General features: G+C 54.0%; 13 protein-coding genes and 1 pseudogene. 13 read left to right on the plus strand and 1 reads right to left on the minus strand.

All coding sequences use genetic code 11. The annotated features are described in order from the left end of the window. Nucleotides 1-52 precede the first annotated feature (52 nt). The 10 genes and pseudogenes from BN6628_RS02035 to BN6628_RS02080 all read left to right on the plus strand — a co-directional run bounded on the left by BN6628_RS02035 (nt 53) and on the right by BN6628_RS02080 (nt 10,542). Nucleotides 53-838, plus strand: coding sequence for a formate/nitrite transporter family protein (locus tag BN6628_RS02035; protein ID WP_068613546.1), 786 nt, complete (start codon nt 53-55; stop codon nt 836-838). A gap of 30 nt (nt 839-868) precedes the next feature. Then, nucleotides 869-1,333 carry a pyridoxamine 5'-phosphate oxidase family protein gene (locus BN6628_RS02040; protein ID WP_068613549.1) on the plus strand — a complete coding sequence of 155 codons (465 nt, stop codon included), beginning with the start codon at nt 869-871 and terminating at the stop codon, nt 1,331-1,333. A 297-nt stretch (nt 1,334-1,630) separates the two neighbouring features. Beyond that, nucleotides 1,631-2,455, plus strand: a complete 825-nt coding sequence (locus BN6628_RS02045) for a transporter substrate-binding domain-containing protein (protein ID WP_068613551.1) — start codon at nt 1,631-1,633, stop codon at nt 2,453-2,455. Between the two features lie 63 nt (nt 2,456-2,518). After that, entirely contained in the window at nt 2,519-3,301 is a 783-nt protein-coding gene (locus BN6628_RS02050; RefSeq protein ID WP_068613554.1) for an amino acid ABC transporter permease, read from the plus strand. After that, complete coding sequence (locus BN6628_RS02055) at nt 3,274-3,984, plus strand: amino acid ABC transporter permease (RefSeq protein WP_068613557.1); 711 nt, start codon at nt 3,274-3,276, stop codon at nt 3,982-3,984. Before BN6628_RS02050 ends, BN6628_RS02055 begins: the two co-directional genes overlap by 28 nt. Further along, nucleotides 3,981-4,733: an amino acid ABC transporter ATP-binding protein gene (locus BN6628_RS02060; protein ID WP_068613559.1), complete on the plus strand. Its 753-nt coding sequence runs from the start codon at nt 3,981-3,983 to the stop codon at nt 4,731-4,733. The genes BN6628_RS02055 and BN6628_RS02060 overlap by 4 nt, the downstream gene beginning before the upstream one ends. Before the next feature lie 25 nt (nt 4,734-4,758). Next, complete coding sequence (locus BN6628_RS02065; RefSeq protein WP_068621860.1) at nt 4,759-5,802, plus strand: LLM class flavin-dependent oxidoreductase; 1,044 nt, start codon at nt 4,759-4,761, stop codon at nt 5,800-5,802. Between the two features lie 2 nt (nt 5,803-5,804). After that, nucleotides 5,805-6,983: pseudogene (locus tag BN6628_RS02070) on the plus strand (amidohydrolase). A gap of 7 nt (nt 6,984-6,990) precedes the next feature. Then, nucleotides 6,991-8,109, plus strand: coding sequence for an N-methyl-L-tryptophan oxidase (solA, locus tag BN6628_RS02075; RefSeq protein WP_262363140.1), 1,119 nt, complete (start codon nt 6,991-6,993; stop codon nt 8,107-8,109). 264 nt (nt 8,110-8,373) lie between these two features. Continuing rightward, nucleotides 8,374-10,542: a sensor domain-containing protein gene (locus BN6628_RS02080; protein ID WP_068613562.1), complete on the plus strand. Its 2,169-nt coding sequence runs from the start codon at nt 8,374-8,376 to the stop codon at nt 10,540-10,542. Between the two features lie 380 nt (nt 10,543-10,922). On the opposite strand, the gene BN6628_RS02085 is transcribed toward BN6628_RS02080, so the two are convergent. Next, nucleotides 10,923-11,909 carry an aldo/keto reductase gene (locus BN6628_RS02085; RefSeq protein WP_068613565.1) on the minus strand — a complete coding sequence of 329 codons (987 nt, stop codon included), beginning with the start codon at nt 11,907-11,909 and terminating at the stop codon, nt 10,923-10,925. A 311-nt stretch (nt 11,910-12,220) separates the two neighbouring features. On the opposite strand from BN6628_RS02085, the gene BN6628_RS02090 reads away from it, so the two are divergent. The 3 genes from BN6628_RS02090 (at nt 12,221) to BN6628_RS02100 (ending at nt 20,632) form a co-directional block, all read left to right on the plus strand. Beyond that, a complete protein-coding gene (locus BN6628_RS02090; protein ID WP_068613568.1) occupies nt 12,221-13,540 on the plus strand; it encodes a glycoside hydrolase family 125 protein in 1,320 nt (439 codons plus the stop codon). Beyond that, nucleotides 13,537-16,833: an alpha-amylase family protein gene (locus tag BN6628_RS02095; RefSeq protein ID WP_082926750.1), complete on the plus strand. Its 3,297-nt coding sequence runs from the start codon at nt 13,537-13,539 to the stop codon at nt 16,831-16,833. The genes BN6628_RS02090 and BN6628_RS02095 overlap by 4 nt, the downstream gene beginning before the upstream one ends. Nucleotides 16,834-17,875: 1,042 nt before the next feature. Continuing rightward, nucleotides 17,876-20,632 carry an alpha-mannosidase gene (locus BN6628_RS02100; protein WP_068613571.1) on the plus strand — a complete coding sequence of 919 codons (2,757 nt, stop codon included), beginning with the start codon at nt 17,876-17,878 and terminating at the stop codon, nt 20,630-20,632. The last annotated feature ends 42 nt before the right edge of the window (nt 20,633-20,674 follow it).

The raw sequence follows: 20,674 nt of genomic DNA on the forward strand, positions 1-20,674 counted from the left end.
AACGGGTAAATGGGCTAAAATTATCCATTCAGCATTAGGAAGGGGACGAATCGTGGAGACGGAATCACTATTAAAAGTGGAGGAATTGGCACTTAAGAAGTACAAAATATTTAAGCAAAGCTGGATCAGGTATATTGCAAGAGCGATGCTCGCCAGCATGTTTATCGGCTTCGGAGTCATCGTCGCTTTCAAGACAGGCAATTTCTTTTACATGGAGAAATCCCCGCTTACTTATCCGATGGCGGCCATTACATTCCCGGCGGCGATTATTCTGATTGCCTACGGGGGCGGTGATTTGTTCACCGGCAACACCTTTTATTATACATACGGGGCTCTGCGCAAAAGGTTAAGGTGGTCTCAGGTGCTTAAACTTTGGGGTTCGAGCTACCTGGGCAACATTCTTGGAGCTTGCGCCTTCGCGCTACTCATCTACCTGACCGGCTTGTTCGACAGTTCTTCGGTGAATGGTTTTCTTCTAAGCGTGGTTGACCATAAAATGCATGCTCCTACGATGGAGCTGTTCTTCCGGGCCATTTTGTGTAACTGGCTGGTCTGCCTGGCTTTTTTCATACCGATGTCCTTGAACAGTGACGGGGCGAAAATGTTTGCGATGGTGCTGTTTGTGTTCTGCTTTTTCATTTCCGGTTATGAGCATAGCATCGCCAACATGTGTACGTTTGCCATTGCGCTGGTTCTGAACCATCCGGGGACCATATCGTTTGCGGGTGTGGTGAACAACCTGATTCCGGTCACGCTGGGCAATCTGGTGGGGGGCGTACTGCTGATGGGCTTCATGTATTATTTTGTGAATAAGCCTTTCATGGATGAGAACAATTAAGGCATATCTTAAGGCTAAGGGGGAGATGCGATGAATATCAAAAACAGAATTCCACCCCAGCTCTACGAGCTGCTGGATGGCAGCAATCTGGCTGCGAAGCAGCAGGAGGCCATGATGCTGCTGACGGTTACAGAGGATGGCTGGCCGCATGTGGCCATGATCAGCGTTGGCGAGATTGTGGCCCTCTCGCCAGACACGCTAAGGCTTGGATTGTGGTCCGGTACGGTCACAACCGGCAACATCCTGCGTTCCGGCAAGGCCACGCTGTGCGTCTTCTATGCCGGAACGGCCATGTACAGCAGGCTTGCGCTAAGTCCACTTGAAGCGCTGGCGGACGCCAAGCATCCGCGGCAGCGCTTCGAGGCCCGCGTTGTCTCCAGCCGCGCGGATACCGCCCAGTATGCGGATATTCTGGGCGGGGTTCAGATCGCTCTGCATGACCCTGCTGCGGTCATTGCCCGCTGGCAAGAGACGGTCGCGGATCTGCACAAGTAACAGGTCTGCCTGGCCCGTTGTCAGCCCAAGCGTAAAATTTAATCAAGCGGCTTATTAAGAATTCGTGCTGGCTGCTAATCAAGATCCCTTCCGGTCTAATCCGGAGGGGATTTTTTGATGGGCAACAAACCGCTGCACTCAGCGGTTTTATTTCTTCTATATCCATATAGAAAAACCCTATTACTCCAAGGATTGACGATCGTAAAAGACGTGTGTAAAGTAATCCTCAACATAAATCTTATTAACTTAATAGGAATTATCAGATTAAAGATGAGCTTACATTAGGAGGGTGAGGTTATGAGAAGAAAAGTTGGTTTGTTACTAGTGGTTGGATTGTTGGCGGGGATGCTGGCAGCCTGCAGCCGTGGGGACACGAAGGAAGCCTCCAAAGGGGCAACGGCGAATGCGCAGGGCGGCAACGTCAAGAAGATCATTGTAGGAACAGGAACCCAGTTCCCCAATGTGTGCTTCATCGATGCGAACGGAAAGCTGACCGGATACGATGTGGAGTTGGTCAAAGAATTGGATAAGCGGCTTCCGGAGTATGAGTTTGAATTCAAGACGATGGAGTTTTCCAGCCTGCTGCTGAGTCTGGAGACCGGAAAGATTGACTTCGTTGCACACCAAATGGAGAAGAATCCGGAGCGTGAAGCTAAATATTTGTTCAACAAAGAGCCGTACAGCATCTTCCTCAACAAGGTGGTTGTACCGAAGACCAATACGGACATCAAGTCCATTGATGACCTCAAAGGCAAGAAGATTCTGACATCCGCGACGAGCAACGAAGCCTATATTCTTCAGGAGTACAACAAGGAGCATGATAATGCGATTGATATTGTCTATACAAATGCACCGTCCAATGACAGAACCAACCAGATTCTGACCGGCCGGGTGGCGGGCACGGTCAGCACCGACTTTGCGCTCAAGTACATGCCAAATGGCGACAAGCTCAAGACTGTCGGAGAAGCGCTGACTCAGTCTGATGTGCTGTTTGTTCTGCGTAAAGATGAGCAGGAGCTCTCGGATAAGCTGGATCAGGCGATTAAGGAGGTTAAAGCGGACGGAACTCTCTCCAAGCTGAGTGTGCAGTGGCTGGGTGAGGATTTTACGAAAAGCAAGTAGGAGCTGAAAGCTGACTAAGTCTACCTGAACGCAAGGGGGGACAAGAAGGGGGCCATCAGTCGCGTGGATAACACGTTTGATATCGCGTATGTATTTGATTTTATTCCCAAGCTGCTTGCCTATGTGCAAATCACCTTGTTAATTGTCGCAGGGTCGGTGGGGTTCGGACTGATTGTGGGATTTCTGTGGGCTCTGCCCCGCATGTATAATGTTCCGGTGCTTAAGCACCTGGCCGCACTCTGCGTCTCCTTCTTCCGGGGAACTCCGGTGCTAATTCTGCTGTTCCTGATCTATTACGGAGTTCCTGAGATTCTAAAGCTGGTCTCTATTGACGTGACAAGAGTGCCGGTTCTTGCCTTTGTTATATTGACGTATGCGCTGAACAGCGGAGCATACATCTGCGAGATTATCCGGGGCGCGGTAGCTGCGGTGGATCGCGGACAGATGGAGGCCGCTTATTCCGTAGGCATGACCAAGGTTCAGGCCTTCCGGCGGATTCTGCTGCCGCAGGCTCTGGCTGTCTCTGTACCTAATTTCGCCAATAAGGTACTGGCGAATCTGAAGGAGACCTCGCTGGCTTATACGCTGGGGACCATGGATATCAGCGGCAAGGCGCAGACGCTGGGAAGTACAACGATGCATTTTTTTGAAACCTATATCGCCCTGTCGCTGATCTATTTTGTGATCGCCATGATCCTGGAGCAACTGTTCCTCTTGGCGGAGCGGCGGCTTCACAGACATGAGAACCATTATAGGGCCAGAACCAGCTTCAAGCTCTTTCGGAGCATTAGGCAGACAGGAAAGGAAGGTGAGGGCTTATTCAACTCGACCCGCAGTTTATCCTGACGGCATTTCTGGACCTGTTCAAGGCACTGCCCTTGACGCTGCTTATTACAGCCGTCTCGCTGATTGGCGGCTTCATCATTGCGCTGCCCGTAGCGCTGGTTCGGATTCACCGGGTGCCCGTGCTCCGGCAGCTGGCTTCGGCCTATGTGACGGTCATCCGAGGCACACCGATGCTGATGCATCTGTTTTTGATATATTACGGGCTGCCGATTCTGATTGATGCCTTGGCCAGAAAGTTCGGCTTTGATTTCACAGCGGCATCCATTCCAATTGTATATTTTGTCTTTATTGCCTTCTCGCTCACAGCCGGAGCTTATATGTCCGAGGTGATCCGCTCTGGAATCCAGGCGGTGGACCGCGGGCAGGTGGAGGCGGCTTATTCGGTCGGCATGACGCCGATTCAGACGTTCCGCCGGATTATTCTGCCGCAGGCGCTGGCGGTCAGTCTGCTTAATCTGTCCAGCGAGGTGATCGGCATGCTGCATGGTACTACCCTCGCTTTTACCGTCTCCATTACGGAGATTAATGCTAGGGCGAATATTATCGCTTCGACGAATTGGAAGTTTTTCGAGGCTTATATTGCGGCGGCTCTAATGTTCTGGGGATTAACCGTAATTATTGAACGGGTAACGGCCCGAATTGAAAGGAAGATCAATACGTTCAACCGAGGCGGTGTCGCATGATAAGAGTCCGTAATATTACGAAGAAATTCGGCAAGCAGGAAGTGCTGAAAGGAATTGATTTATCCGTGGAGCAAGGGGAGGTAGTTGTTATTCTGGGGCCAAGCGGCTCCGGCAAAACGACCCTGCTTCGCTGTCTGAATTTTCTGGAGAAACCGGACAGCGGAGAAGTCGAAATCTCCGGTTATCAGGTGGACTGCAAGCGCCCCGGCAAGCAGGATATCCAGACACTCCGCAGGAAGACCGCCATGGTGTTCCAGCATTACAACCTGTTCAAGCACAAGACCGTCCTTGAGAATGTCATGGAAGGGCTTGTCATTGTACAGGGATTTGGAAAGGTGGAGGCGAGGGAGAAGAGCGTACAGGTGCTGGAAAAGGTAGGGCTTGGCGATAAGCTGGATATGTATCCAAGCCAGCTGTCGGGCGGCCAGCAGCAGCGGGTTGGCATAGCCAGGGCGCTTGCGCTTGAACCTGAGGTGATCCTGTTCGATGAGCCGACATCGGCACTGGACCCGGAACTCGTTGGGGAGGTGTTGTCGGTGATCCGCAGGATCGCTGCTGAGGGGATCACCATGATTGTGGTGACTCATGAGATGGGCTTCGCCAGGGACGTATCCAGTCACGTGGTCTTTATGGACGGCGGGGTCGTTGTGGAGGAAGGGAAGCCAAATGAAATTTTCCGGTCTCCCAAGGAGGAGCGGACCCGGCAATTTCTCAGTCGGATTACGCCGGAGCTTACTTATGACATCTAACTTGAAGGAAAGCGGGGGAGAAGCATTGGGGATCAGGCTGAGTATATTGGATCAAAGCCCGGTGTTTGAAGGCGAGACACCGGAGGAGGCGTTCTCGCATACTGTGGAACTTGCCCAAGCCGCCGAACGGCTGGGTTATGAGAGGTTCTGGGTGTCTGAGCACCATGATGGGGACAAGGTAGCGGGTTCCTCGCCAGAGGTGCTCATCGCCTACTTGCTTGCCAAGACGAGTCGAATCCGTATCGGTTCAGGCGGCGTTATGCTTCAGCATTACAGCCCGTATAAAGTAGCCGAGAACTTTAATGTGCTGGCATCCCTGGCACCGGGCCGGGTGGATTTAGGGATCGGCCGCGCCCCCGGAGGGCTGCCGCGTTCGACGCGGGCGCTCCAGCAGGGGAATCCGGCAGCTGGGGATTCACTCACAGATAAGCTTAAGGAGCTCAGTGGGTATGTGTACAACCGGCTGAGTGAGGAGCATCCGCTCTTCGGACTGAGGGCGACTCCTCTGCCGGGACAGCCCGCACGGATTCACCTGCTTGGCGCAAGTGTGCAGAGCGCGGAGCTGGCCGCAGAGCTCGGGCTGCCTTATGTGTTCGCTTTGTTCATCAACAGTGACCCTGTTGTGGCTGAGGACGCCTTTGCCGCGTATCATCGGTCCTTCAATTATGCAGGCGGAAGCAAGCCTCAGCCGATTATTGCGCTGCCTGTCATTGTGGCGGATACAGATGCTGAGGCCGAGAGTCTGGCCAGCGAACAGAAGCTGTACCGGGTGACGCTGGAGAGCGGCGGGAAGGCGACCGTGGGCAGTCTCGAGCAAGCCGAAGAATTCGGCAGGCAGGCCGGGGAGCCCTTCACTATAGAGGAGCGGCTGGCGGAAGTTACGAAGGGTTCCAAAGCAACCGTCAGGCACAAGCTGCTTGAGGTAGGAGAACGGTACGGTGTGGCCGAATATATCATTATTACGGCACTGCAGGACTTCAGCAAGCGGGTCCGCTCCTATGAGCTGCTTAAGGAGGCTTTTACGGAAGCAGCTGCCGTACATTCGGAAGGAACGATCAAGGAGGTCTAACCATGCTGCTTGAAGATCAGCTTATTGCCATGCGCCGCCAGCTTCACGAATATCCGGAAGTTTCGCATGAAGAGTATAAGACAACGGAATCTATCCGGAGCTGGCTGAAAGAGGCCGGAATCCGTATCCTGGACTACGGTCTCAAGACCGGCGTTATCGCCGAAGTGGGAGGCCTGCGGGGCGGCCCTGTGATTGCGCTGCGGGCAGATATAGACGCCCTGCCGATTCAAGAGGAGACGGGGCTGGAATACGCCTCCAAAATCCCGGGCCGCATGCATGCCTGCGGACATGACTTTCATACCGCCTCGGTGCTGGGAGCCGCCTACCTGCTTAAGTAGCGGGAGGATGAACTGGCTGGCACCGTGCGCCTTGTCTTCCAGCCTGCGGAGGAGCGGGCCGAAGGGGCGGAGTTGGTGCTGGCAAGCGGTGCGCTGGATGGAGTCAGCGCCATCTTCGGCATGCATAACAAGCCGGACCTCCCGGTCGGCACGGTGGGCATCCGTCCGGGGCCTTTGATGGCTGCGGCGGATGGCTTCGTGATCGAGGTGCTGGGCCAGGGCACGCATGCCGCCGTGCCGGAGAATGGCCGTGACCCGATCGTGGCCGCTTCGCACATTGTCACGGCGCTTCAGACCATCTCCAGCCGGAATGTAGGCTCACTGGAGAGCGCGGTGGTCAGTGTGACCCGCTTCCACAGCGGTACAGCGTGGAACGTTGTTCCAGATAAGGCTGTTCTGGATGGGACGATCCGGACATTTGACCCGGAGGTGCGGACCCGGGTGCTGGCCCGGTTCGAAGAAGTGGTGCGCGGCGTTAGCGCGGCGCTCGGAACCACGGCAGAGCTTAGGTGGGTGAAGGGGCCGCCGGCCGTTCACAACGATCCTGCGCTTGCCAAGCTGACCACCTCTGCCGCCGAGAATGCGGGGCTGGCTGTGGTGGAGGTGGAGCCTTCGCCGGCGGGCGAGGATTTCGCGTATTATCAGAAGCGGATACCTGGCTTTTTTGTGTTTATGGGGACATCCGGCAGCAGGGAATGGCACCATCCGGCCTTTGACTTGGACGAAAGGGCCTTGCCGCTTAGTGCTGAATTTCTGGCGGAGTGGGCGAAGCTTGGGGTAGACCGCTTCAGCACGCTTCAGGTGGGAAGCCGGGGAGGGGAAGAGAATCAAAACAACCTTTGATGTCATTGTGGTCGGCGCGGGCTCCATGGGTATGAGTGCCGGGGCTCATCTGGCCAGGCGGGGGATACGCACCCTGCTGATTGACGCCTTTGACCCTCCTCATAAGGAAGGGAGCCACCACGGTGATACTCGTCTCATCCGGCATGCCTATCACGGCGGGCCGTCTTACATAGCTCTGGCGATCCGGGCTCACGAGCTGTGGAATGAGCTGGAGGAGGAGAGCGGAGATACCCTGCTGGTCACTTCCGGGGTGATAAATCTAAGCTCCCCACAGGTGATCTCGTACAGGGAACGGCTTGAGGATTCTCTGCGGCTCGGTCTGCGGATCGAGCATCTGGATGCGGTAGAAATCCACAAGCGCTGGCCGGGTTTTACGGTACCCGAGGATTATATGGGGCTGTATGAGCCGGACGCGGGCTATCTGCTTAGCGAGCGCTGTGTGTCGGCGTACCGCATGGCGGCCGGGGAAGCAGGGGCTGAGCTCTTGGCCAATACCCGGGTGGTAAGGCTGGAAGAGCGGGGCGAAGGCGTATCCGTACATACCGATAAGATGGGTATATTTCATGCAGCCAAGGTTATTCTTAGTGCAGGAGCATGGTTTCAGACGCTGGAGCCCTATGTAACCCTGCCAATTACACCTGTCCGCAAGACGGTGGGCTGGTTCGGGACCGCTGGAGCACAGTTTGACGTGGGAAGATTTCCCGGCTTCACCCTGAACACCCCGGAGGGAGGCTATTATGGGTTCCCGAATATTGCCGGGGCTGGTCTCAAAATCGGACGCCATGACGGGGGAAAGGTCTGGAGCCCGGGAGAGCCTTATCTGCCGTTCGGCAGTGATCCAGAAGATGAGGGCGATTTGAGAAAAGCCCTGGAGGCTTACATCCCCGGTGCGGCAGGTGCCTTAAAGCGGGGCGTGGTCTGTAAGTACGAACGGACTCCGGACGAGGACTTCATTATCGACCGCTATGATGGATATTCCCATGTCTGGATTGCCGGAGGCTTCTCTGGACATGGCTTCAAATTTTCGAGTGTGGTGGGAGAGATCCTGGCCGATCTGGCCGAGACGGGAACAACCCGGCATGATATCGGATTGTTCTCCCTGAGCAGGTTTAACTTAAATAAATGAGACTGAGGCGGGCGGGTTACAAGCCCGTCTTTTGCTGTTCGAAGTCTGCCGTTCCTGAAGCCGGGGCCGGTGGTTCTTATCAACCTCTTTTCACAAGGAGTAGTGACTCTTTTATTTTCACATTTCTGATTTAGAAATCAAACCCGCTAGGGTTTATTTGTTATACTTATATTTAGAACTTTTTAGTAAGTAAGATGGACAATACCTAAGCTAATCTACTCAGGTTTTCCGTAGACAGCATACTGGCTTAAAGGAGGGGCAATTATGGACTGGGCTGGCCCTGCCGCATTATCCGGAGCCGCGTTTGTCCTGCTCTTGGCTATTGGTTTCCTCGTGCTGCGATATTATTTGCGCCGTCTGCACTTTAATGAGAAGCGCTTTGAAGCGGCCGCGCTGGGATCGGATGCCGTGATTTGGGATACCGTCGACCCGTTTGGGCATTATTATGTCTCGGAGAGCTGGTATGAACGGATGGGTTATGCTCCCGGGGAGGTTAGCGGACATCAGGACAAATGGTGGGATCTGATCCATCCGGAGGATGCCCCCAAGGTGGTGAAGGCCAGGGATGAGCACTTGAAGGGGTTGACCCCGTTCTATAAGACTGAGTACCGCATGCGTAAGAAAAATGGGGATTACATTTGGTTTGAAGTGCGGGGCAAAGCCATTAGACAATCGGACGGCCGTATTCTGAGGTTCGCAGGCTCCATGGTCGATATCACGGAGAAGAAGAATTACGAGCTTCGGCTCACGCAGAGCTACAATGAGCTGAAATCTAGTGAAGAAAACTATCGGCTGATTGTCGACGCCGTGAATGACGGAATATGGGAGATGGACTACGAGAAAGGGCATCTGTATCTATCCCAACGTCTTAAGGAAATGCTTGGATTTGCCGACCGGCCTGAAATGAATATGCAGCTGCTGTTTCAGAAGATTCATCCGGAGGACCGGGGCAGGGTAAGGTCTGCCGCACTCAGGCATATCAGACAGCGCACAGAGCATTTTCAAGTTGAATACCGCTTAAGGCAGGATAATGGTATTTATAATTGGTATCTTGGGCGGGGCAAGGCGTTGTTCAATGAACAGGGCCAAGTCTATCGTCTGGCGGGTTCAAATACGGATATTCACCGGATGAAGCAGGTTCATGAGGAGCTTCACACCCTGGCCTATTATGATTCCTTAAGTGGTCTGCCGAACAGGCTGTTTATGCTGGAAGAGCTGGACCGTTTCTTCAGAAGCCCGGAGGGGGAAGCGGCTGTATTCTTCATTGATATGGATAACTTCAAATTCATCAATGACACGCTGGGGCACAAATCCGGAGACAAGCTGATCCGGAAGGTCAGTCAAAGACTGGCCTCACTGCTGCCAGCCGAGGGAATCTTGTTCCGGCTGGGCGGGGACGAATTTGTATATTTTCTTAAGGGGCTCGAGAGCCGGAGCGCTGTGCTCGGAATCGCCGAGAATGTGATCCGCAAATTCAAACAGCCGATCCGGATTAACTCCAGCAACCTGTATGCGTCGGTCAGCATTGGCGTAGCCTGTTACCCTGAAGATGGGCAGGATACGGAGGAGCTGCTGAAAAATGCGGATGTGGCCATGTATAGGTCGAAGAAAGCCGGCAAAGGCCTGTGTACCATGTATGACAAAACCATGCAATCGGCGCTTTTGGAGCGGATGAACATTGACAAACATCTACGGAATGCTCTGGACCATGATGAATTCATCCTCCAGTATCAGCCGCAGATGAACATGGTCACCGGCCAGATTGACGGCTTCGAGGCTCTGCTCCGCTGGCATAATCGGGAGCTGGGCAAGGTGCCGCCGGGGCTGTTTATTCCGGTGGCTGAGGACAGCAGGGTAATCATCCCGATCGGGGAGTGGGCCTTGATTACGGCGTGTGCTTTCATGAAGGCGATGCATGATAAAGGCTACCCGGAATGCCGGATATCCGTGAATATTTCGGTAATCCAGCTGGTTCAAGAAGAGTTCGTCACTACGGTACTGGATATCCTGGAGGATACGGGGCTTGCTCCGCAGTTTTTAGAGCTGGAGATTACGGAGTCCATCTTTATGGAGTCGTATGAGCCGATTATCGATAAGCTGGAGATTCTCAGGTCCCTTGGGGTGCGGATTGCCTTGGACGATTTCGGAACCGGCTATTCTTCACTCAGCTATTTGAAGCAGTTACCCATCTCCACACTCAAGATTGACAAGGCATTCATCGATAACCTGCCGGAGGAGAACAAGAACCGTTCTTTAACCGAAGCGATCATTGCGATCGGGCATAAGATGGGTCTTGAAGTCGTTGCTGAAGGCGTGGAATCCTACAAGCAGCTCTCGTATTTAAAAGATAGCGGCTGCGATTTGATTCAAGGTTATTTTCTGAGCAAGCCGGTGAATGAGGATGAAGCGGAAGTCCTGCTTCAGCGGTATTAATTCGTCCTTCGGTTAGTACCCTTTAATTCAAATCTGTTAAGGTCATTTGGGTCACCGCATACGGAAGAAGGGCAGTGCGGACTGAACTTTCGACGTGGTTTGCTTAGATGCTCTAATGTTTAAATGGATCAAGGACTGCGATAGCCCGATAGTTAATTTCTTGAATTCACCTAAAGTGCCCCGGCCCGGGATAGCTGTTATCCCTGGCTGGGGCACTTGTTATAAGTAAATACAATCCAATTGAAATTCAGCTCAATCATATCCCAATCGCCAAAACACTCCGGTAATTCTAAGCTGACAGCACACACTGGAGCTAGTATCTAGTAGGGCGGAACTTCTCGACCTCATTTTCCCCCTCGGACGGTTAACTCGCCTTGGGTTCAGCGATCCAAGCTTTTCATCGATGCTTCAGGATACCGCTGGCCTGCTGCAGCTCCCCGTGGGGCCACGTCTTCGATTCTTGCTTTATCCTCATCGGTCAACACAATTCGGAGCGCACCGATATTTTCATCCAAATTTGTTCTGCGCTTGGTGCCGGGGATGGGAACAATATCGTCTCCCTGGGCCAGCAGCCAGGCAAGCGCGAGCTGGGATGGCTGGCAGCCTTTCTCCGTGGCAATCTCCCGGATTCGCTCCACCAGCTCTAAATTTTTCTTAAAGTTCTCGCCTTGGAAGCGAGGTGAATTTCTACGATAATCATCCTCCGACAAATCTTCAAAACGCTTGATTTGACCCGTAAGAAATCCTCTCCCAAGCGGGCTGTAAGGCACGAATCCAATACCAAGTTCACGGCATACCGGCAAGATCTCATCCTCGACATCACGGCTCCATAGTGAATATTCGGTTTGAAGCGCGGTAATGGGATGAACTGCATTCGCTTTGCGGATTGTTTTCACGGAGGCCTCGGATAATCCTAAATAGCGAACTTTCCCTTCCTTCACCAGATCGGCCATTGCACCCACAGTTTCCTCAATCGGCGTATTCGGGTCCACGCGGTGCTGGTAATATAAATCGATATGGTCCACACCGAGCCGCTTCAGACTGGCTTCACAGGCTTGTCTGACATACTCAGGCCGCCCGTTAATCCCGAGCATAGTCCCGTCAGCCGCCCGGACATTGCCAAACTTGGTAGCTAGAACAACTTGATCCCGGCGGCCTTTAACAGCCCGTCCGACCAGCTCCTCATTTCGGCCGACCCCGTACATATCAGCTGTGTCCAGAAAGGTTAGCCCCTGCTCAAGTGCGTGGTGGATCGTGTGAATGGACTCTTCATCATCCCGTCCACTATAGAAGTCCGACATGCCCATACAACCCAAACCTAAAGCGGAAACTTGCAAGCCTGTTTTGCCTAAAGTTCTTGTCTGCATTCTTAGGATCATCCTCCATATGAATTCAAATGGTTATTACAGGGCTAATCTGTGACCGTGTTCCATTTTAAATTATAGCACTTTTCCCTTTCCTTCCAAATTATTAATAGAACCCGATTATTGACAGAACCCCGCCTTAAGACCAGCTTACAATTATACTCTTGCGTATGTGCCATGCTTTTGCTTCATAAGGTTCTTTGATTTGTCCATGTCATATTAGTTTTTTTGTCTGTTTGAAAATGCTTTCATCCATTAGAGTAAGGATAAGTCTATTTATGTCAAACAACAGTCCCCCAAGGAGTGAAGATCATATGGAACAATTCAGATTACCGAAGATCGCAATGCCGGAGCTTACTCTGCCCAAGGCTATTCAGGATGTGCTGGCCGAAGCGGAAGAGAAGCTGAAGCACCGGCCGAAGCTGCTGCAGCTGTTCAAGAACTGCTTCCCAAATACATTGGAGACTACTACTAAACTGCTCGATGACGGAACGACCTTTGTCATTACCGGGGACATCCCGGCGTCCTGGCTCAGAGATTCGGTGGAGCAGGTGATTCACTATATTCCTTTTGCCAAAGAAGATAAAGACCTCCAGCGTATTATTGGCGGACTGATCAAGCGTCACGTCAAGTATATCCTGATTGATCCGTACGCGAATGCTTTTAACGAGCTGGCGAATGACTGGCACTGGAGCAAAGTGGATATTACGGAAATGTCGCCATGGGTATGGGAGCGGAAGTTCGAACTGGACTCCCTGTGCTTCTCTATGCGCCTGGCTTATAAATACTGGAAGGAAACTGGAATTACCGATATCTTTGATCTGGAATTCAGACAGGCGATGCAGACCATCTATGATCTGTTCAAAACCGAGCAGCGCCATTTCGAGCTGTCTCCTTACCGGTTTACACGCAACAACGGCATTCCAGAGGATTCCATCCGCAACAACGGGATGGGTATGCCGGTGAACTACACCGGAATGATCTGGTCCGGCTTTAGATCCAGTGACGACGCCTGCGACTTCCATTACAATGTTCCGGCGAACATGTTTGCTGTGGTGACTCTGCGTCAGATGCAGGAGTTCGCGGAATGGGTATACCGTGATCTTGGCTTCCTGGCAGAGCTTAAAGCGCTCGAAGCGGATGTGGATCATGGCATCAAGCTGTACGGTATTTACCGTCATCCGAAGTTCGGACCGATCTATGCTTATGAGACTGACGGCTTCGGGAATTACTGCCTGATGGATGACGCAGGCACACCAGGATTGATGTCTATCCCTTATTTAGGATATGTAGGCGCTGAGGATGAAATTTATCAGAATACAAGACGTTTTGCGCTTAGCAAAGAGAACCCGTTCTATTTCGAGGGCAAGGTGGCTAAGGGAATCGGAAGCCCGCATACCCCTAAGGACTACATCTGGCACATGGCGTTGTCGATGCAGGGCCTGACGGCGAGCAGCAAGGAAGAGAAGCTGGAGATGATTGCGACTCTGGAGGCAACGGATGCGGATACCGGCTTTATGCATGAGGGCTTCCACGCGGATGATCCAACGATTTTCACACGCAAATGGTTCGCCTGGTCCAACAGTCTGTTCTCCCAGCTCGTCTATACCGCGATGAAGGAAGAGATTCTATGAGACAAGATATCATCATTCTTTGCGACCCGGGATTCCCCGGAGCCAGTCTGCCGGCTGGCCTAAGCGGAAGTGGGGAGGCTGTCCAAGGAGATGACTCAGCTATCCAGGAGTTAAAGAATTTGGGCACGTTGGTTCATGCGGAGGGGCTGGCTGAAGCTCTTCACGGGCTTGAAGGCGGATGCCTGGTGAACCTGCATGCCCCGTATTTCCCGAAGTCGGCTTGGCCGGGAATTATCCAATATTTAAGAAGAGGCGGCAATCTGATCAGCATCGGGGGTGCCCCGTTCAAGCATCCGGTTAGAAGAGAGCAGGGGGCTTGGGTTGTTGAACCGGAACAGACAGCCTACCATCAAGAGCTGTACATCCACGAAGCACTTCAGGTTGACAGTGCACGGGTTCAATCCCTTAAGTCACTGGATACAATTCCTTTGTTTGAGGGGCTGGAGCCGCTGTTCCGTCCAACAGCGAATACTTGGAATTTGGTGCCGCATACGACCAAGACCAGCGATCTGCCGCATCAGATGGGCTCGTCCGGACCCATGAGCACACGGATTTATCCGCTGCTTAAGGGTCTGACGAAGGACAAACGGGAGACCGCTGCTCCTGCCGTACTGTGGGAGAACACACTTGGCGGATTCGCCGGTTCGCGCTGGCTGTTTGTCAACGTTCCTTTGGAGGATGCGTTCTGGGCCCAGGGAGGCGTGAAGGCGTTAGCCAAATGGATTTCCTTCACGGCCAAGGGCGTCACCGAAATGTGGATTAAGCCAAACTATGCCTCCTACGAGCCGGGGGAACGGGCCGTGCTTGCCCTTCAGATTCAGGCTGTCCGGAGTCTACAGGCTGTTGAAGAAGTGAGGGGGGCAGAGACTTACAGAGCACATCAGAGAACGAATAATTCGGATCAAGAATCTCTTGCCCAGGAGGCCGGAACTGCCAATGACATCCAGGTCAATTCGGATGCGGCTTCAGCTGGAGCAGGGCCGGAAGTATGGAAGTTCGACATCACCGTGCAGCACGAGAGCAGCCCGGCTCTAACCTGGTCGGGGCATACTCAGCTTACCGCGGATGAGGAATTCCGCCAGGTGCGGCTTCCCATCCCAATGGATATTGAGAGCGGATTCTACCGGGTGGAATGCCGGGCTGAATCCACATCTGGAGAGGTGCGGATTCTTCGGCAGGGCTTCTGGGGCCATGCACCTGAGCTGCTTGCCGAAGGTGAGCCTGTAACCAGCGGCCGGGACTATTTCATCAAAGACGGACGCCCCCTGCCGGTTGTGGGCATGACCTACATGACCAGTGATGTGGCGCGGAAGTTCCTTTTCCTCCCGAATCCACAGGTGTGGGATCAGGATATGGCGCAGATGCGTAAAGCCGGCATCAATTGGATCCGGACCGGGATCTGGACCGCTTACCGGAACATGATGCAGGTGGATGGGCATGTCTCAGAGGACGTGCTGCGCGCGATTGACGCGTTCATTATGACGGCGAAAAAACATGATTTACAGGTGACCTTCACCTTTTTCTCCTTTACCCCGGAAACCTGGGAAGGGGTCAATCCGTACCTTGACCCTCAAAGCGTAGAGGCGCAGAAGCGGTTTATCCGCTCCATCGTATCGCGTCATACGCACACAACAAATGTAGATTGGGATCTTATTAATGAACCCTCGATGTTCGATCCCGTCCGGATCTTCTCGGACGGGCCAAGCTCTTGTCATGACCGGTTCGAGCAGAAGGCTTATCAGGACTGGCTTCAAGACCGGCACGGCCGGATTGAGGTGCTTCAGGAGCGCTGGAATATGACACCGGAGCAGCTGCCTGACTTCCAGTCAGCTCAAATTCCGGAGAGTGCCGAGATTAACTTTAATGTGCAGGATATGCATAAGGCAAAGAAAGGCACACGCTGGCTTGACTACTGTCTGTTCTCCATGGAAATGCATAACCGCTGGGCGAAACAGCTGTACAGTACGATTAAGGAGCTGTGCCCAGGCCATATGGTGACCGTCGGGCAGGATGAGGCGCTGGGCGCCCAGCGCCCATCCCCATTCTTCTATGAGGAGGCGGTGGACTACACTACGGTCCACTCCTGGTGGCTGAATGATTATCTGCTGTGGGATGGCATCTTCGCTAAAACGGCAAACAAGCCGAACCTGGTTCAGGAGACCGGGATCATGTACGTAGAGACTCCAGACGGACGGGCGAAGCGAAGCGAACAGGAGCTTCGGAGCCTGCTGGAGCGGAAATATACGTACGCGCTGTCTACTGGGGGAGCAGGAGCCATTCATTGGATATGGAACACGAATTTCTACATGGATAACGCTAATGAGTCTCACATTGGAGCACTCCGGGCAGACGGGACAGAGAAGCCGGAGGCAGATGTGTCCTATGACTTCGGTCAGTTCATTGAAGGCATACGGGATGTGTTCAAAGACCGCAGGTTGGAAGAAGCCGCAGTGGTCTTTCCTTACTCCAATGATTTCTCCAACCGGAAGCTGGCGTTCGATGCGACGACCAAGCTGACCCGAATCTTGGCCTATAGGCTGAAAATTCCATTCCGCGGAGTCTCGGAGTATCATCTGGATGATCTCCGGCAGAACCCGGCGAAGCTGGTTGTGCTGCCGAGCGCGCACAACTTCGACGATGCGGCGATGGATCAGCTGATCCGCATCGCCGAGGAGACCGGGGCCGTGCTGCTCGCCACGGGCCCGCTAGGCATTGACGCTTACTGGCGTCCAACCGGCCGCCTGAGCGGACTGCTCGGGCCGCACGAGCTGCGCAACGTGCGCAGGGAGGAAGCGCTTGTGCTGGACGGCCAAGCGCTGCCGGTCTCGTTCGGCCACCGGCGGATCGCCGAGGTGGCCGCAGAGGCACCCGTTCACGAAGCGCTGGGAAGCTCCGGTGGAGCTTCGGTCGTGAACGTGCCTCTGGGCACGGGCGGCGGGCGGCTCATCTGGAGCCCGCTGCCCGTGGAGCTTAGCGAGCGCAGCAGTACTACCGCTGCGCTGTACCGCTTCGCTGCTGAGGCCGCCGGAGTAGGCCGCGGCCTGGAATGGCTGCGCGGCGGCGAGCTTCCCGGCATCTACGGCCGGAAGCTCAGCTACGCAGACGGGGCCTTGTTCACCTTCGTGTCCGAGTATGCACTCGACACCGAGGTGGAAGTGAAGGACCCGGATACCGGTTGCACCTATTCGTTCCTGCTGGAGCAGGAGCGTTCGGTCCTCTTCGCGGTCGATTCCCGCGGTGCACTGCTGGGCGTATACCGCCCAGATGAGGTCAAGATCCAAGTAACTCAATAAAATTGCTAGGAAGCAGCCCCCACGAGGATTCGCACTCAAGCCAAGCGAATCCCGTAGGGAGAGCGCCTCCCCGAACGCAGTAGAAGTAAGACGCTAGGAAGCGGCCCCCACGAGGATTCGCACTCAAGCCAAGCGAATCCCGTAGGGAGAGCGCCTCTTCGAACGCAGTAGAAGTAAGACACTAGGAAGCGGCCCCCACGAAGATTCGCACTCAAGCTAAGCGAATCCCGCAGGGAGAGCGTCTCCCTGAACGCAGTAGAAGTAAGACGCTCGGAAGCAGCCCCCACGAGGATTCGCACTCAAGCCAAGCGAATCCCGGAGGGAGAGCGTCTCCCCAAACGCAGTAGAAGTAAAACGCTGGGAAGCAACCCCCACGAGGATACGCACTCAAGCCAAGCGAATCCCGCAGGGAAAGCGCCTCCTTGAACGCAGTAGAAGTAAAACGCTGGGAAGCAGCTCTCACGGGGATTCGCACTCAAGCCAAGCGAATCCCACAGGGAGAGCGTCTCCCCGAACGCAGTAGAAGTAAGACGCTGGGAAGCAGCTCTCACGAGGATTTGCACTCAAGCCAAGCGAATCCCACAGGGAGAGCGTCTCCCCAAACGCAGTAGAAGTAAAACGCTGGGAAGCAGCTCTCACGAGGATACGCACTCAAGCCAAGCGAATCCCACAGGGAGAGCGCCTCCCAGCACAAATGTTCTGCAAGAGGCATTAAGCAGCAGCCCCCACGCCCCAGGCAGGAGCGCACCAGTAGAGCGGGCCCCGCAGGGGCGGCAAGCGGCTAACCGCACGCCAGCTACCCGGGTGCTCCAAACTCTGCGCCGCCCACCAACGGAATCAGGTAACTAAACAACACCGCAAGTTAAGCGGGTCCCGATAGGGACGGCAAGCGATCCACGATCCCAAGCCGATAAGCTCCGCCTCAGTAACGCCCACATTATTCCCATTTCGGGTGTCCAGAGGGCGAAGCCCTTGGGGCCCTCCCTTGGCTAAGGGAGGGTTTGGGAGGGATCGAATTACAAATTTGAGGGAGGTCTTCACCTTGGACCCAAACCATAAACAACGCAAAGCCCATATCATTTCCCATACCCACTGGGACAGGGAATGGTATTTGCCTTACGAGAAGCACCATGTCCGCCTGGTCCAGTTGATGGATGCGTTGCTGGACAAGCTGGACAGCGGCAGTGAATTCAAGAGCTTTTTCCTGGACGGACAGACGATTATTCTTGAGGATTACCTTCAGGTGCGGCCGGAGAACCTGCAGCGGCTGCAAAAGCATATTACAGACGGAAGGTTGCTGATCGGACCTTGGTACATTTTGCAGGATGCTTTTCTGACCAGCTCTGAAGCGAATGTGCGCAATATGCAGATCGGACACCAGGATTCTGCCAGATACGGGCAGCCAGCCAAAATCGGGTATTTCCCGGACACCTTTGGTCTAACAGGCCAAACGCCGCAGCTTATGCAGCAATCTGGCATTAACAACGCCTTTTTCGGACGCGGCGTCAAACCGACGGGCTTTAACAACACCGTATCGGAAGGTGAATATGAGTCTTCCTTCTCCGAGCTGATCTGGGAAGGGCCGGATGGCTCTAAGGTGCTTGGCATTCTGTTTGCGAACTGGTACTCCAACGGAAATGAAGTTCCGGTGGATGAACAGGAAGCCCGCGAGTTTTGGGACCGTAAGCTGGCGGATGCGGAGAAATACGCATCTACAGGCGAACTGCTTTATATGAATGGGTGTGACCACCAGCCGGTTCAATTGGATCTGCCGGAGGCGATTGAGACCGCGCGGAAGCTGTATCCGGACACGGAGTTTATTCATTCCAACTTCCCAGATTATTTGAAGGCGCTGGATGAAGCAGTTGACCAATCCAATCTGTCCACCGTACAAGGTGAACTGAGAAGTCAGCGCAACGACGGATGGGGAACGCTGGTGAATACGGCTTCCGCCCGGGTCTATCTGAAGCAGATGAATCAGAAAGGCCAGGCTATCCTGGAAAAAGTAGCTGAACCGCTTGCCTCCTTCGCCCATGTGCTTGGCAAGGAATATCCGCATCATTTGTTCACCTATGCATGGAAAACCTTGATGCAGAACCACCCGCACGACAGCATCTGCGGATGCAGTGTAGATGAGGTGCACCGTGAGATGGTGACGCGCTTTGATAAAAGCCGCCATGTCGCCGAGGCCATTGTTGACGACAGCAAGCAAGTCATTGCGGATGCTGTGGATACGACAGTTTTCTCCGCTTATGGGGAGGACCCACTTCCGTTGGTTGTGATGAACACGAGCGGTTGGAGCCGGACGGGCGTTGTGTGTGTTGAAATTGATGCCGCCCGTCTCTATCTGCGCGATGGTCACGGCTTGGAAGAGACTGCCCGCCGTATGAAGGATGTCGATTTATCCGGTCGGGTGCTGGTGGATGCTGAGGGACGGGTGCTGGATGCTTCCGTGGAGGATCTGGGCCTGTTATTCGGCTATGATCTGCCTGACGATAAGTTCCGCCAGCCGTACATGTGCCGTAAGGTCAGTCTGACTTTTGAAGCGGAACAAATTCCGGCCCTCGGACTTAAAGCATACGCTTGGGTAAGAAAGCAGGACCTGAAGGGGGCTGACACAGCTTCTGTGCCAGAATCTGCACTGCTTCAGGGCGGACGCATTCTGGAGAATGCAAACCTGAAAGTGGAAATTGCGGATGACGGCTCATTCAGCCTGCACGACAAGCTTAGCGGACGCACCTTCACGGATATGGGGATTTACGAGGACACCGGGGATATCGGGAACGAATATATGTACAAACAGCCAGAAGGCGAGACACCGCTGACCACCAAGGGACTTCAAGCCCAGATGACGGTGCTTGAGAACACTCCATACCGTGCAAGTGTAGAGATCAAGCATGAGTGGGCGATACCGGAGTCGGCGGATGCCCAGCTGGATGAGGAGCAGCGGGAGCTGGTGTATTATCCTGAACGGAAGGCTAAGCGAAGCCGCAGCCTTGTGACGGTTAGCCTTCGTACCGTTCTGAGCTTGGAGCGGGGAGGCAAAGGTCTGCGGATCGACACCACTATTCAGAATACGGCCAAAGATCACCGGATTCGCGCTCTGTTCCCAACCGATGTGGCTGCATCCGTGCACCAGGTAGATTCGATGTTTGAAATTGCCCAGCGGGATAACGAGCCGGCGCCGGAATGGCAGAATCCGAGCAATACTCAGCATCAGCAGGCATTTGTGGATGTCAGCGGTGAAGGCGCGGGACTTACTGTTGCCAATCTTGGCCTGAATGAATATGAGGTGCTGCGCGATGGACGCAACACGATTGCCATCACGCTGCTTCGTTCGGTAGGCGAGCTTGGGGATTGGGGATTGTTCCCGACACCGGAAGCACAGTGCCTTGGTGAGCATACCGCCCAGCTGGAGCTGATTCCTCACTCTGGAGACGGTCTCAGTACAGGAGCTTACGCGGAGGCATACCAGTTCCAAATTCCGTGGACAGCAGTCCAAACTGAAGTGCATGGCGGGCCAGTTGAGCCGGTATATGCCCCGTTTGAGTGGGAGAGTGCGCAGCTTGCCTTCTCTTCTCTGAAAATGAATCAGGACACCGGCGATCTCCTGCTCCGTTGGTATAACATGAGCAAAGACGAGTCCGAGCTCACGCTGAGCTCCAAGATTCCTCAGCAGTATTTTTACAAAACGACGATCTTAGAGGAAGCGGGTCAGCCGCTTACAGGCAATGTGGCCAATGGGCTGTCTGTTCTCGCAGGTCCATGTGAGATTCTGACTTTGGGTGTGCGGCGATAAGCTTGCAGCACTGAGGAAGAATAAATAAGTAACCAAAAAAGG

This window comes from Paenibacillus tuaregi, from assembly GCF_900086655.1.
Lineage (GTDB): Bacteria > Bacillota > Bacilli > Paenibacillales > Paenibacillaceae > Fontibacillus > Fontibacillus tuaregi.

What these genes read in the sequence shown, in the direction of transcription:
- BN6628_RS02040 (WP_068613549.1), top strand. Translation starts at nt 869, where the DNA reads ATGAATATCAAAAACAGAATTCCACCCCAGCTCTACGAGCTGCTGGAT.
- BN6628_RS02045 (WP_068613551.1), top strand. Translation starts at nt 1,631, where the DNA reads ATGAGAAGAAAAGTTGGTTTGTTACTAGTGGTTGGATTGTTGGCGGGG.
- BN6628_RS02060 (WP_068613559.1), top strand. Translation starts at nt 3,981, where the DNA reads ATGATAAGAGTCCGTAATATTACGAAGAAATTCGGCAAGCAGGAAGTG.
- BN6628_RS02080 (WP_068613562.1), top strand. Translation starts at nt 8,374, where the DNA reads ATGGACTGGGCTGGCCCTGCCGCATTATCCGGAGCCGCGTTTGTCCTG.
- BN6628_RS02085 (WP_068613565.1), bottom strand. Translation starts at nt 11,909, where the DNA reads ATGCAGACAAGAACTTTAGGCAAAACAGGCTTGCAAGTTTCCGCTTTA.
- BN6628_RS02090 (WP_068613568.1), top strand. Translation starts at nt 12,221, where the DNA reads ATGGAACAATTCAGATTACCGAAGATCGCAATGCCGGAGCTTACTCTG.
- BN6628_RS02095 (WP_082926750.1), top strand. Translation starts at nt 13,537, where the DNA reads ATGAGACAAGATATCATCATTCTTTGCGACCCGGGATTCCCCGGAGCC.